At 64.8% G+C, this 13355-nt stretch carries 13 protein-coding genes, 1 other RNA gene and 1 pseudogene; 12 read left to right on the top strand and 3 right to left on the bottom strand.

Annotation, left to right across the window (positions count from 1 at the left end):
• Positions 1–75: 75 nt before the first annotated feature.
• On the bottom strand, positions 76–594 hold the full coding sequence (locus CVM73_RS26820; protein WP_100234812.1) for an SspB family protein: 519 nt from the start codon (positions 592–594) through the stop codon (positions 76–78).
• A gap of 116 nt (positions 595–710) precedes the next feature.
• Positions 711–1077, bottom strand: a transfer-messenger RNA (tmRNA) gene (ssrA, locus tag CVM73_RS26815).
• Positions 1078–1237: 160 nt separating this feature from the next.
• Here ssrA and CVM73_RS26810 point away from each other — a divergent pair.
• From CVM73_RS26810 to CVM73_RS26760, 11 genes and pseudogenes are all read left to right on the top strand, one after another.
• Positions 1238–1685: pseudogene (locus tag CVM73_RS26810) on the top strand (chromate transporter); the annotation flags it as partial.
• A 94-nt stretch (positions 1686–1779) separates the two neighbouring features.
• The gene (locus CVM73_RS26805) at positions 1780–2541 is read left to right on the top strand and encodes a tripartite tricarboxylate transporter TctB family protein (RefSeq protein WP_100234811.1); all 762 of its coding nucleotides are present in this window, start codon (positions 1780–1782) and stop codon (positions 2539–2541) included.
• A gap of 7 nt (positions 2542–2548) precedes the next feature.
• Positions 2549–4063, top strand: coding sequence for a tripartite tricarboxylate transporter permease (locus CVM73_RS26800; RefSeq protein WP_167407077.1), 1515 nt, complete (start codon positions 2549–2551; stop codon positions 4061–4063).
• A gap of 153 nt (positions 4064–4216) precedes the next feature.
• Positions 4217–5197, top strand: coding sequence for a tripartite tricarboxylate transporter substrate binding protein BugD (locus CVM73_RS26795; RefSeq protein WP_100234869.1), 981 nt, complete (start codon positions 4217–4219; stop codon positions 5195–5197).
• Between the two features lie 185 nt (positions 5198–5382).
• Positions 5383–6177, top strand: a complete 795-nt coding sequence (locus CVM73_RS26790) for a thymidylate synthase (protein ID WP_100234809.1) — start codon at positions 5383–5385, stop codon at positions 6175–6177.
• A gap of 5 nt (positions 6178–6182) precedes the next feature.
• Positions 6183–6668 carry a GNAT family N-acetyltransferase gene (locus CVM73_RS26785; RefSeq protein WP_100234808.1) on the top strand — a complete coding sequence of 162 codons (486 nt, stop codon included), beginning with the start codon at positions 6183–6185 and terminating at the stop codon, positions 6666–6668.
• On the top strand, positions 6668–7180 hold the full coding sequence (locus CVM73_RS26780; RefSeq protein ID WP_100234807.1) for a dihydrofolate reductase: 513 nt from the start codon (positions 6668–6670) through the stop codon (positions 7178–7180). Before CVM73_RS26785 ends, CVM73_RS26780 begins: the two co-directional genes overlap by 1 nt.
• Before the next feature lie 153 nt (positions 7181–7333).
• Positions 7334–8470, top strand: coding sequence for an FtsH protease activity modulator HflK (hflK, locus tag CVM73_RS26775; protein ID WP_100234806.1), 1137 nt, complete (start codon positions 7334–7336; stop codon positions 8468–8470).
• Positions 8467–9363: a protease modulator HflC gene (hflC, locus tag CVM73_RS26770; protein WP_100234805.1), complete on the top strand. Its 897-nt coding sequence runs from the start codon at positions 8467–8469 to the stop codon at positions 9361–9363. The genes hflK and hflC overlap by 4 nt, the downstream gene beginning before the upstream one ends.
• A gap of 71 nt (positions 9364–9434) precedes the next feature.
• Positions 9435–9641, top strand: a complete 207-nt coding sequence (locus CVM73_RS26765) for a DUF2065 domain-containing protein (protein WP_100234804.1) — start codon at positions 9435–9437, stop codon at positions 9639–9641.
• Positions 9642–9783: 142 nt separating this feature from the next.
• The gene (locus CVM73_RS26760; RefSeq protein ID WP_100234803.1) at positions 9784–11310 is read left to right on the top strand and encodes a Do family serine endopeptidase; all 1527 of its coding nucleotides are present in this window, start codon (positions 9784–9786) and stop codon (positions 11308–11310) included.
• Between the two features lie 131 nt (positions 11311–11441).
• Here the strand turns inward: CVM73_RS26760 and serB are convergent, their stop codons facing one another.
• A complete protein-coding gene (serB, locus tag CVM73_RS26755) occupies positions 11442–12347 on the bottom strand; it encodes a phosphoserine phosphatase SerB (RefSeq protein WP_100234802.1) in 906 nt (301 codons plus the stop codon).
• 11 nt (positions 12348–12358) lie between these two features.
• Here serB and miaA point away from each other — a divergent pair, with 11 nt between their 5' ends.
• A complete protein-coding gene (gene miaA, locus CVM73_RS26750; protein ID WP_100234801.1) occupies positions 12359–13300 on the top strand; it encodes a tRNA (adenosine(37)-N6)-dimethylallyltransferase MiaA in 942 nt (313 codons plus the stop codon).
• Positions 13301–13355: the final 55 nt, after the last annotated feature.

Here is a 13355-nt window from a genome sequence, read left to right as displayed (position 1 = left end):
CGCCGCACGGCCTCTTCATGTGCTTCTCTATATAGGCAGTTTGGCTGTGCGCGACGGGCTCGGATCCAACCTAGATCATTTCTTGCGGAAACGATCGAGCCGCACGACTTCGGCGCCGCCCTGGCTCGGTGGTGGCGGTTCGTCGGCAGCTTCTGCCTTTTCCGTGGCAGGTGCCGGGACCGACACGGCCGATGGTGCGGGCGCAGCCGGCAAATTCTCGGGCGCGACCTCGGCGACGTCGGAGGTGTCGAACTGGAGGCCGAACTTCACGGACGGATCGAGGAAGCTCTTGATGGCGCTGAACGGCACCACCAGCCGCTCCGGAATGCCGCCAAAGGACAGGCCGACCTCGAAGCGGTCTTCGTGCACGGTCAGGTCCCAGAACTGGTGCTGCAGGATGATCGTCATCTCTTCCGGATATTGCGCCAGCAGCCGCGGCGACAGCTTCACGCCCTCGGCTTTCGACACGAAGGTGATGAAGAAATGGTGCTCGCCCGGCAGGCCATGGGCCGCGGCATCGGTCAGCACCTTCCGCAGCACGCCGCGCAGCGCATCGCGGGCCAGCACATCGTATCGGATATGATCGGTCGCCATGGTGGTCCTGTTGCATCCCCGAAGCCGGACCCTGCCGGCCCGACTCGCCAAGCCGCAATAGTACCGCGCCTGAGGGGTGAGCAGGAGTCCCCGCGGGGGAAGAAATCAAAGAGTAAAGTGGAGGCTTCTGTTGCCAGGTGCCTCCGAACCCCGCCTAGCGGAGCTTAACCCGCTAGGACTTTAAGATGGTCTTTCAAACTGCGTTACGCAGCCTGAGCAACCGGAGCAAAGTTGTCGTTGGCAACTATTGCAGTAGCCCGATAACGGCGGAACAATACCGGGAAAAAGCACGCCCTTTACGCCCTCGTCGATCCTATTTCGCCCCCGCCAAAGCTCAGCTTCAAGCTCGCCCGATGCTGGGCTTTGGTGGAGGCGCCGGGTACCGCCCCCGGGTCCGAATGGTTTATTGCGACGACCGTTTATTTCCATAGCCGGCGAACCGGCACTCCCAATATAGGGGGCAAAGCTCACAAAAAACAGAGGGTTGAACGACGATCCTGCGGTTCCTTTTGGATAGGTTCCTTGGCCGTCGTGGTCGGCCTCGTTGATCGCGGTCGCGATCCCCGTCACTGTCGGCGTCACTTATCTCCTGCGGCGGAAAGTAGCGGCATGACCGGCCGCTGATATCAACCTATGTCGCTATTCGGCCGCGGCGGCACCCGAGATGCACCGGATCGCGGTCGAGGTGAATCACTGGACGACCGGCAAGCAGCTCACTGACGCCTATGCGATCGCGCAGCTCTCGCCGGCTCCGAACGTGCTTATCGTGGCGTTAATCGGCTATGCCGTCGCGGGCACCCCCGGGCGCGCTGGCGATGTGCCTGCCGACGGCGCTGCTTGCCTATTATGTCAGCCGGCTCGTGAACCGCACCAGCCAACCGCGCTGGCCCGGCCTGATCCAGGCTGCACTGGTTCCGCTCTCGATCGGTTTGATGGCGGCGAGTGCCCTGATCCTGGCCCTATTCACCGATCGCACAATTGCTGCACTGCTTCTGACCGCAATGGTTGCGGTGATCACCACGGTCTCGCGCATCAATCCACACTGGTTCCTCCTCGCCGGAGGCGCGTTGGGTTTTGCTGGCATTGTGTGATGAAAATCGCTAGGCAGTGATCCGGGCGGGGATCCCTATCCAGCCGATTTAGAACAACAGTGCTCGTGACTTACGGGTCGCGGAGGAGACAGGCATGGCCGACACGATGGGCCACTCAGCGACAGCCACCCGAAACACCCGGTTGGCGCTCGGCTTTTGTCTGCTGGCGATTGCGCCGCAGATTTTCGAATTGATCTGGTCGATCGGGACGATCTTTGGCTGGGGCATCGGCCGCGGCCCGGCGGCGGTCGTGACCAGTCACGCCGCGGCGTTGCTTGCCGGCGCGCCCAGTGCCATCTTCGGATCGTTCGGCGGCGGCGCCAAGAAGGCATCGTCCGAGGTGCTGCTCGCGCTGATCTATTCCTACCCTCTGTTCGTGGTGGCGATCCTCACGCTGTTCATGACGATCCGATCGGCGCAGGACTATGTCGGCGGCGTCGTCCTGATGGCGGTTGCCCTGTTCGCGCTGTGGGCAGGGAGCGACTTGCAGGGCATGCGTGGCTTCTCCTTCGGTGCGGGCACCGCGCCACGCATGTTCGGTGGGCTCCTGGTCGCCCTGTCTGCCGGCATCGCCTTGACCGGTCTTCTGACCGATGGGCCGGCAATGGCCCATTATTCCTGGCGCGGGCCGCTGTTCGTGATGGCGGCGATCCTGTTCTTCGCGCTGGCGATCCGGCCGCTCGGCCTCGTGGTCACGGCCTTCGCCAGCTTCATGATCGCGGCGACGGGCTCGCACGAGACGCGCTGGCTGGAAGCGGCGATCGTCGGCGCCTGCCTGACGCTCGGTTGCGCAATCCTGTTTCCATACGTGCTCGGGCTGCCGATGCCGATGTTTCCGCGTTTCCTGATCCAGTGAGGGTGTGATGGATATTTTTGCCAACCTCGCTCACGGTTTTGCCGTCGCGCTCTCTCCGATCAACCTCCTGATGTGCCTGATCGGCGCCCTCGTTGGCACGCTGGTCGGCGTGCTCCCGGGCATCGGCACCATTGCGACGGTCGCGATGCTGCTTCCGATCACCTTCGGCCTGCCGCCGGTCGGCGCGCTGATCATGCTCGCCGGCATCTATTACGGCGCGCAATATGGCGGCTCGACCACGTCGATCCTGGTCAACATACCCGGTGAGGCGACGTCGGTCGTGACCGCCATCGACGGTCACCAGATGGCCAAGCAGGGTCGCGCCGGCCCGGCGCTGGCGATCGCCGCGATCGGCTCGTTCTTCGCCGGCTGCGTCGCGACGGTCTTGATTGCCATCCTGGGCGCGCCGCTCACGAAACTCGCGCTGGCCTTCGGCCCGGCCGAGTATTTCTCGCTGATGGTGCTCGGCCTGATCTTCGCAGTCGTGCTGGCCAAGGGCTCGGTGCTGAAGGCGATCGCGATGATCGTGTTCGGCCTTTTGCTGTCGATGGTCGGCTCGGACATCGAGACCGGCGCCTCGCGCATGGCCTTCAACATTCCGGAGCTCGCCGACGGTCTCGGCTTTGCGACGGTGGCGATGGGCGTGTTCGGTTTCGCCGAGATCATCCGCAATCTCGACCATGGCGCCGAGATGAACCGCGATCTCGTGCAGCAGAAGATCACCGGCCTGATGCCGACCAGGAAGGATCTGGCCGACTCGACGCCGCCGATCCTGCGCGGCACCGTGCTCGGCTCGATCCTCGGTATCCTGCCCGGCGGCGGCGCGGTGATCGCGTCGTTCGCGGCCTATACGCTCGAGAAGAAGCTCGCCAGGAATCCGTCGCGGTTCGGCCGCGGCGCGATCGAGGGCGTGGCGGGGCCGGAGAGTGCCAACAATGCCGCGGCGCAGACCTCGTTCATCCCGCTGCTCACCCTCGGCATCCCGCCGAACGCGGTGATGGCGCTGATGGTGGGCGCGATGACCATCCATGGCATCGTGCCCGGTCCGCAGGTGATGCAGAAGCAGCCGGATCTCGTCTGGGGCATGATCGCTTCGATGTGGATCGGCAATCTGATGCTGATCATCATCAACCTGCCGCTGGTCGGAATCTGGGTGCGACTCTTGCGCGTGCCGTATCGGCTGATGTTCCCCTCGATCGTGATCTTCTGCGCGATCGGCATCTATTCGGTGAACAACGCGCCGGTCGACGTCATCCTCGCCGGCGTGTTCGGCCTCGTCGGCTATTGGCTGATCAAGCACGATTTCGAGCCGGCACCGCTGCTGCTCGGCATGGTGCTCGGACCGCTGATGGAGGAGAACCTGCGCCGGGCGCTGCTGATCTCGCGCGGCGACTGGAGCGTGTTCCTGACGCGTCCGTTGTCGGCGGTGCTGTTGGCGATCGCGGCGAGCCTGCTCGTCCTTACGGTGCTACCGGTGTTGCGCGCCAAGCGCGACGAGGTGTTCACCGAGTCCGAGAACTGAGGTCGCCCCCGCGCCTTGTGTTGGCGCCGGGCCCTGCGTCGGCGCGCCGCATTCGGAAGTCGAATCGACTTGTGTGACGGCTTCGTGAAATGAAAATGCCGGCTTTGGGCCGGCATTTTGTTTGTGGCCCAAGAGATCGACCAGGGGATCGACATGACCTTCGTTCGCGCGCTCACGGGCGCATATGCCGTAGCGCTCGCGTCGCTGGGCGCCTTTGTTGCACCAGCTGAGGCGCAGACCTATCCGACGCGCAGCGTTACCATGATCGTGCCGTTTGCGGCCGGCGGCCCGACCGACGTCGTCGCGCGCATCGTCACTGCGCACATGGCGCAGACGCTGGGACAAAGCATCATCATCGAGAACGTCGTCGGTGCCGGCGGCACCACCGCGACCACGCGCGCTGCGCGTGCGGCCAATGACGGCTATACGCTGATCACCGGCCACATGGGCACGCATGCGGCATCGGTGCCGCTTTATCCGAAGCTCGCCTATCATCCCGAGAAGGATTTCGAGCCGATCGCGCTGCTGGCGGGTACGCCGATCCTGATCCTCGCGCGCAAGGACTTTCCGCCGAAGGACCTGACGGAGTTCGTCGCCTATGTGAAGGCGAACGCCGAGAAGGTGAATGCCGCGCATGCCGGTGTCGGCTCGGTCTCGCACGTCTCGTGCGAGCTTCTGCACTCGATCCTCGACATCAAGCCGGTCGGCGTGCCCTTCAACGGCACGGGCCCCGCGATGAATGCGCTGGTGGCGGGTCAGGTCGATTACATGTGCGACCAGATCGTCAACGCCGTGCCGCAGATCAACGCCGGCACCATCAAGGCCTATGCGATCGCAACACCGGCGCGCAATCCGTCGCTCCCGAACGTGCCGACGACGGCGGAAGCGGGCCTGCCGAAGTTCCAGGCCCAGGCTTGGAACGCGATATTCGCACCCAAGGGAACCTCGCCTGCGATCGTGGCGAGCTTGAACGCTGCGGCCAGCAAGGCGCTCGACGACGAGACCGTGCGCAAGCGCCTGCTCGAGCTCGGCAGCGTCATCCCGGGTCCCGCCGAGCGGACGCCGGAATCGCTGGCCACGCTGGTCAAGAACGAGATCGCGAAATGGACCCCGGTGCTCAAGCCGGCAACTTAGGCAATGCAATCAAGCTGATAGGCAGAAGGGCGGGACGTCAGTTCCGCCCTTGTCGTTTGTGCCGGGAACACTCATTTTTCCGGGTATAATCAATGGGAGCAGCGAATCGCTGCTGTCGGAGCGTAGAGGTGGCCGTTAAGTTCGCCACCTGCCCGAAGGCTGCCGTTTCCTAAGGTTTTTGGCACATGCACCAGTATCAGGACCTGCTCGAGCGGATTCTTTCAGACGGCGCCGAGAAGACCGACCGGACCGGCACCGGCACGCTGTCGGTGTTCGGTCACCAGATGCGCTTCAATCTGTCCGCCGGCTTCCCGATGCTGACCACCAAGCGGCTGCCGCTGAAGGCGATCGTGCACGAGCTGCTCTGGTTCCTGAAGGGCGACACCAACATCAAATATCTGCGCGACAATGGCGTCACCATCTGGGACGAATGGGCGGATGCCAATGGTGATCTCGGCCCGGTGTACGGCCATCAATGGCGCTCCTGGCCCACCGCCGACGGGCGCAGCATCGACCAGATCGCCAATGTCATCGACCTGATCAAGCGCACTCCCGATTCCCGCCGGCTGATCGTCACCGCCTGGAATCCGGCCGACGTCGAGAAGATGGCGCTGCCGCCCTGCCACCTGCTGTTCCAGTTCTATGTCGCGAACGGCAAGCTGTCCTGCCAGCTCTATCAGCGCTCGGCCGACGTCTTCCTCGGCGTGCCCTTCAACATCGCCTCCTACGCGCTGCTCACCATGATGGTCGCGCAGGTCACCGGCCTGAAGCCCGGCGACTTCGTGCACTCGCTCGGCGACACCCACCTCTACTCCAACCATCTGGAGCAGGCGCGGCTTCAGCTCACCCGCGCGCCGCGCGCGCTGCCGGTGATGCGGATCAACCCTGATGTGAAGGACATCTTCTCCTTCCGTTACGAGGACTTCGAGCTCGTCGGCTACGATCCGCATCCGCACATCAAGGCGGAAGTCGCGGTCTAGCGCAGATGTCGGTCAACATCCGCCGCGCGCGCTCCGGCGAAGCCGGGCTCGTTCTGTCCTTCATCCGCGAGCTCGCCGCGTACGAAAAGCTTTCGCACGAGGTCGAGGCGACCGAGGCTGACATCGCCGACGCACTGTTCGGCGAGCGGCCGCAGCTCTATTGCGCGATCGCGGAGTGGAACGGTGAGCCGGTCGGCTTCGCGGTGTGGTTTGCGAATTTCTCCACCTTCAGCGGCCGCCATGGCATCTATCTCGAAGATCTCTATGTGCGGCCGTCGCATCGGGGCAGGGGCCTCGGCAAGGCGCTGCTGGTCTATCTCGCCAGGGAATGCGTCGATAACGGCTGGTCGCGCCTGCAATGGGCGGTGCTGGACTGGAACGCACCGTCGATCGCGTTCTACAAATCGCTCGGCGCGGTCATGATGGACGACTGGACGCTGTGCCGCGTTACCGGGCCTGCGCTGACGCGGCTTGCCGGGAGCGCACCCTGATGGAGATCGTCTTCGTCGTCGCCATCGCGGAGAACGGCGTCATCGGGGCGGGTAACGCCATTCCGTGGCGTTTGAAATCCGACATGGCCCGCTTCAAGGCGCTCACGATCGGCAAGCCGGTGATCATGGGCCGCAGGACCTTCGAATCCCTGCCCCGCCGTCCGCTGCCGGGCCGCACCAACATCGTCATCACGCGCGATGCGGCCTATCGCGCCGCAGGTGCCATCGTCACGACGTCGGCAGTGGATGCGGACGCGGTTGCGCGCGGCGATGCCTTGCGGCGTTCGGTCACTGAGGTCGCGGTGATCGGCGGAGCCGAGATCTTTCGGCAATGGCTCGATCGCGCCGATCGCCTCGAAATCACCGAAGTGCATGCGCGGCCCGACGGCGACACGCATTTCGACATCGACAAGGCAGAGTGGGATGAGGTGGCACGCATCCGCCATCCTGCCGGCCCCGACGACAGCGCCGACTTCTCCTATGTGACATATCGTCGGCGGCGCGGCCATTAACCGCTTTCGTCAATGTTTACATTGACTTTTTCGTGCCCGAGCATAGCTCGGAAGATGGCCCAGGCTGCGTTGTAAGGGACCTGCCTGTCCCCTATAAAGCCGGACCGGACAAAGCGGGCGGGGGCAATTCCACCCTGCCGAGGAGAGCGTCGAATGCCGTGGAAGAATCAGGGCGGTGGCCCATGGGGCTCGGGTCCAAAGGGACCATGGGGCTCAGGCCCGCAACCGGTCGGGCCGAGGCCGCCGGATCTGGAGGATCTTCTGCGGCGCGGCCAGGACCGCCTCCAGCAGATCATGCCGGGTGGCTATTTCTCCGGTCTCGGCATCACGCTGATCATCCTGCTGATCGTCGTATTCTGGCTGCTGTCGGGCTTCTTCCGCGTGCAGTCCGAAGAGCTCGGCGTCGTGCTGCGCTTCGGCAAGCATGTCCGCACCGTGCAGCCGGGCCTGAACTATCATCTGCCTTATCCGATTGAGACAGTGCTGCTGCCCAAGGCGCTGCGCGTCAACACCATCTCCATCGGCATGACGCTGATCGAAGATCCGGCGCGGCGCGGCCGCTCCATTCGTGACGTGCCGGAAGAGAGCCTGATGCTGACCGGCGACGAGAACATCGTCGACGTCGACTTCACCGTGCTCTGGCGCATCAAGCCGGACGGCGTCGGCGACTTCCTCTTCAACATCCAGAATCCCGAAGGCACCGTGAAGGCGGTCGCCGAGAGCGCGATGCGCGAGGTGATCGGCCGCTCGCAGATCCAGCCGATCCTGACCGGAGCGCGCAACGTCACCGAGCAGGGTGTGCAGGAACTGATCCAGAGAACCCTGGACAGCTATGGAGCGGGCATTCAGATCACCCAGGTGCAGATGCAGAAGGTCGATCCGCCGGCGCAAGTGATCGATGCCTTCCGCGACGTGCAGGCGGCGCGCGCCAATCAGGAGCAGTTGCAGAACGAAGCGCAGACCTACGCCAACCAAGTGGTGCCGCAAGCGCGCGGACGCGCGGCCAAGATTCTGCAGGATGCCGAAGGCTACAAGGAGCAGGCGGTTGCCGAGGCCAAGGGCCAGAGCGCGCGCTTCCTGAAGATTTACGACGAATACAGGAAGGCGCCCGACGTGACGCGTGAACGGATCTACCTGGAGACGATGGAGCGCGTGCTCGGCGGCGCCGACAAGCTCGTCTATGACGGCGGCCCCTCAGGCCAGGGCGTCGTGCCCTATCTGCCGCTTCCCGAACTGGCGCCCAAGCGGGCACCTATGACCGGTCCGCAGTCGAGCGGAGCCAACCGATGAGGTCTCCGGTTACAGGTTTTGTCACGCTGCTCGGGCTGCTCCTGGTCCTGATCGTGGCCTACATGTCGCTGTTCACGGTGCAACAGACCGAGCAGACCATCGTGCTCCAGTTCGGCCGGCCCGTCGACGTCGTCACCGTGCCCGGCCTGCATTTCAAGGCACCGTGGAATTCGGTGATCAACATCGACAAGCGGATCCTCGACCTGGAGAACCCGTCGCAGGAAGCGATCGCGTCCGACCAGAAGCGGCTCGTGGTCGATGCCTTCGCGCGCTATCGCATCAAGGATGCGCTGCGCTTCTATCAGAGCGTCGGCTCGATCCAGGCCGCCAACATCCAGCTCACCACGCTCCTCAACGCGGCGCTGCGCCGCGTGCTCGGCGAGGTCAGCTTCATCAACGTGGTTCGGGATGACCGCGAGAAGCTGATGCTGCGCATCCGTGACCAGCTCGACCACGAGGCCGACGGCTACGGCATTCAGGTCGTCGACGTCCGGATCCGCCGCGCCGACCTGCCGGAGCAGAACAGCCAGGCGGTCTACCAGCGCATGAAGACCGAGCGCGAGCGCGAGGCCGCCGAGTTCCGTGCACAGGGTGGACAGAAGGCTCAGGAGATCAAGTCCAAGGCCGACCGCGAGGCGACCGTCATCATCGCGGAAGCCAATTCGCAGGCTGAGCAGACCCGCGGCGCGGGCGATGCCGAGCGCAACCGCCTGTTTGCGGAGGCCTACGGCAAGGACGCCGACTTTTTCGCCTTCTACCGGTCGATGACGGCCTATGAGAACGGGCTGCGTGCGAGCGACACCCGCTTCCTGCTGCGGCCGGACTCGGATTTCTTCCGGTACTTCGGTAACCCGTCCGGCAAGACGGCAACCGAGACGCCGGCGAAGCCGTAAGCTAGACAAGGGCGGCCGGTCTGGCCGCCCTTTGTCCAGACAAGAACAGCATAACGGGAGGTTCCATTCCGATGAGGTCCATTGCGTTCGCCGACTTCCTCATCGGCCTAGGCATCCTGTTCGTGCTGGAAGGCTTGATGTTCGCGGCCAGTCCCAACTGGATGCGCAAGGCCATGAAGAGTGCGATCGCCACACCGGACAACATCCTGCGGGTGGTGGGGATCGGCTCGGCCGTGGCCGGCCTAGTCCTGATCTGGGTTATGCGGCGACCGATTTAGGTATCAGGCCAACGCCAAAGTGAAGGCGCCAGACGGGTTTTCGCCCTATTATCGGGTTCTTGAGGCCCGTTAAGCTCCGCGCTTGCGCCGTGCCCCCGTTCGAGCGCAGTCTGGCGCCGAATCCCTTTGTCTGGAGATCACAATGACCGCTGCCACCACTGCCCCGTCCCGCTCGCGCCGTTGCGTGCGACTTGGTGTGCGAATTGGGCTGGCCGCGCTCGCCGTCGGTGCTTTCAGCGCGTTCGGCACGCCGGCCCAGGCGCGTGGACCGGATGGCATCGCCGACGTCGCCGAGAAGGTGATCGACGCGGTCGTCAACATCTCGACCTCGCAGACGGTCGAGACCAAGGGCGCCGGCAGCAACACCATGCCGCAACTGCCGCCCGGCTCGCCCTTCGAGGAGTTCTTCGACGACTTCTTCAAGAACCGCCGGGGTCCCGGTGGCGGCAGCAAGGGCGGCGAGCGCGGCGACAACAATCCGCCGCGGAAGACCAACTCACTCGGAAGCGGCTTCATCATCGACACATCAGGCGTCGTCGTCACCAACAACCATGTCATTGCGGATGCCGATGAGATCCATGTCATCCTCAACGACGGCACCAAGATCAAGGCCGAGCTGGTCGGCGTCGACAAGAAGACCGATCTCGCCGTGCTCAAGATCAAGCCGCCGAAGCCGCTGGTCGCGGTGAAGTTCGGCGACTCCGACAAGCTGCGCCTCGGCGACTGGGTGGTCGCGATCGGCAACCCCTTCAGCCTGGGCGGCACGGTGACCGCCGGCATCGTCTCGGCCAAGAACCGCGACATCTCCTCAGGGCCGTACGACAGCTACATCCAGACCGACGCCTCCATCAATCGCGGCAATTCCGGCGGTCCGCTGTTCAACCTCGACGGCGACGTCATCGGCGTCAACACGCTGATCATCTCCCCCTCCGGCGGCTCCATCGGCATCGGCTTCGCCGTGCCGTCGAAGACGGTGGTGGGCGTCGTCGACCAGCTCCGCCAGTTCGGCGAGCTGCGTCGCGGCTGGCTTGGCGTGCGTATCCAGAGCGTCACCGACGAGATCGCCGAGAGTCTCAACATCAAGCCCGCGCGTGGTGCGCTGGTCGCCGGCGTCGACGACAAGGGCCCGGCCAAGCCCGCCGGCATCGAGCCCGGCGACGTCGTCGTCAAGTTCGACGGCAAGGACGTCAAGGACCCGAAGGACCTGTCCCGCGTCGTCGCCGACACGGCGGTCGGCAAGGAGGTCGACGTCGTCATCATCCGCAAGGGCCAGGAAGAGACCAAGAAGGTCACGCTCGGCCGCCTGCAGGATCCCGAGAAGGTGCAGGCCGCAGTGAAGACCGACGAGCCCGCGCCGGAGAGGCCGGTGACGCAGAAGGCGCTTGGCCTCGATCTCGCAACGCTGAGCAAGGATCTGCGCACGCGCTACAAGATCAAGGACAGCGTCAAGGGCGTGGTCGTTACCAACGTCGACGCCAATTCTGACGCCGCCGAGAAGCGCCTGTCCGCCGGCGATGTCATCGTCGAGGTCGCGCAGGAGGCGGTGTCGAGCGGCGCCGACATCCAGAAGCGGGTCGATCAGCTCAAGAAGGACGGCAAGAAATCGGTGCTGCTGCTGGTGTCGAACGGCGAGGGCGAGCTGAGATTTGTTGCGCTGAGCGTGCAGTAAGGAACGCTCTTGCCCCACACTCGCTGTCATCACCCGCGAAGGCGGGTGATATTCCAGAGACAGTGCGAGGATACGGGGAAGCTGCGGCGTACTGGATGCCCCGCCTGCGCGGGGTATGACGGAGGAGGAAGCTACCCCTCCACGAACTCCTCGCGCCGATACCCCTGCGCATAGAGCAGCGCGGTGAGATCGCCGTGATCGATCCGCGCCGCCGCCGCCGCGGCCACTGCGGGCTTGGCGTGATACGCCACACCGAGGCCCGCCGCCTGGATCATCCCGAGATCGTTGGCGCCGTCGCCGACCACGACCGAGTCGATGTCGTCGAGATCGAACGACTCCATCAAATCCACCAGCGTCGCGAGCTTCGCGGCGCGGCCGAGGATCGGCTCCTTCACCTCGCCGGTGAACTTGCCGTCGCGCACGACGAGCTCGTTGGCGCGGTTCTCCTGGAAGCCGATTTTGGCGGCGACCGCGCTCGTGAACAGGGTGAAGCCGCCGGAAACGAGGCAGGTGTAGGCGCCGTTCGCGCGCATGGTCGCGACCAGCGCACGGCCGCCCGGCGTCAGCGTGATGCGCTTGGCCAGCACCTCGTCGACCGCGCTGGCGGGCAGGTCCTTGAGCAGCGCGACGCGCTCGCGCAGCGCCGGCTCGAACTCGATCTCGCCGCGCATCGCGCGCTCGGTGATGCCTGCGACATGCGCCTTTACCCCGACGAAATCGGCGAGCTCGTCGATGCATTCCTGGCCGATCATGGTGGAATCCATGTCGGCGAGGAAAAGCTTCTTGCGCCGGAAGCCGACTGGCTGCACGACGATGTCGATGGGCAGGTCGCCTCGGAGCTCGCGCAACCGCTGCTCGATGGCGTGGCGGTCGCCTTCGAGGTTACTGTCGGCGCCGAAGGGAATGTCGACCGCAACCCCGTCGGATAGCCAGTGCGCGGGAGCTGCCTGAGGCAGCACGGCGCGGGCGCCGTCGACGATGGTCGAGTCGAGCGCGGGATTGTCAGGGTTGCAGATCAGCGTGGCAACGAGGGACATTTGAGGTTTTCGTGAGCGAGGGGCATTCAAGCAAGGCCGTGCTTATCGCAGGCCCGACCGCCAGCGGCAAGTCGGCGCTGGCGCTCGAGCTTGCGCTCGCCACCGAGGGTGTCGTCATCAATGCCGATTCCATGCAGGTCTACCGCGACCTCCGCATCATCACGGCGCGGCCGACAGCGGCGGATGAGGCGCTCGTGCCGCATCGTCTCTATGGCCATGTCGATGCCGCAGTGAATTTCTCGGCTGGTGCCTGGGTAAGCGACGCGGCGAAGGCGCTCGATGAAGCAAGGGCTCAGGGACGTCTCCCGATCTTCATCGGCGGCACCGGGCTCTATTTCAAGGCGCTGACGGCCGGCCTTTCCGTGGTGCCGCCGATCCCTGCCGAGGTGCGCGACGATGTGCGGGCGCGGTTGGAACGGAACGGCGTCGAGGCGCTGCACGCGGAACTCGCGCGCCGCGATCCGCGCGCAGCCGAACGATTGAACCTGCGCGACCGCACCCGGATCGCGCGCGCGCTCGAAGTGGTCGAGGCAACCGGGCGTTCGCTGCTCGATTGGCACCGGGAAGGACAGCCGCCGCTGCTGCCGAAGGACAGTTTTCGCGCGGTGTTTCTCGCCCCCGAACGGGACGAGCTGTATGCCCGCATCGATGCCCGCTTCGATGCCATGCTGGGTGCCGGAGCGCTCAGGGAAGTCGAGCGGCTCGCCGCCAGACATCTCGATCCGCTGCTGCCGGCGATGAAAGCCCATGGCGTGCCGTCCTTGATCCGGCATCTGCGCGGCGAGCTCAGCCTGGAGGAGGCCGCCGGAATCGGCCGGGCCGATACCCGCCACTATGCCAAGCGCCAGTTCACCTGGTTCCGGCACCAATTGCCGGAATTCGAATGGATGAGGCCGGATGAGGCGAGGGGGTGGCTGGCCGCGATCGTGAGCGCAACTGACGACCCGGCCTGACACGCTTTTGCGCGCGGTTCCCGAATTTACCTCTCGCCGAACCCCGGGAACACGG

This window comes from Bradyrhizobium forestalis, assembly GCF_002795245.1.
GTDB lineage: Bacteria > Pseudomonadota > Alphaproteobacteria > Rhizobiales > Xanthobacteraceae > Bradyrhizobium > Bradyrhizobium forestalis.
The sequence above is the reverse complement of the archived record's forward strand: the minus strand, read 5'-3'. Positions and strand labels throughout refer to the sequence as shown.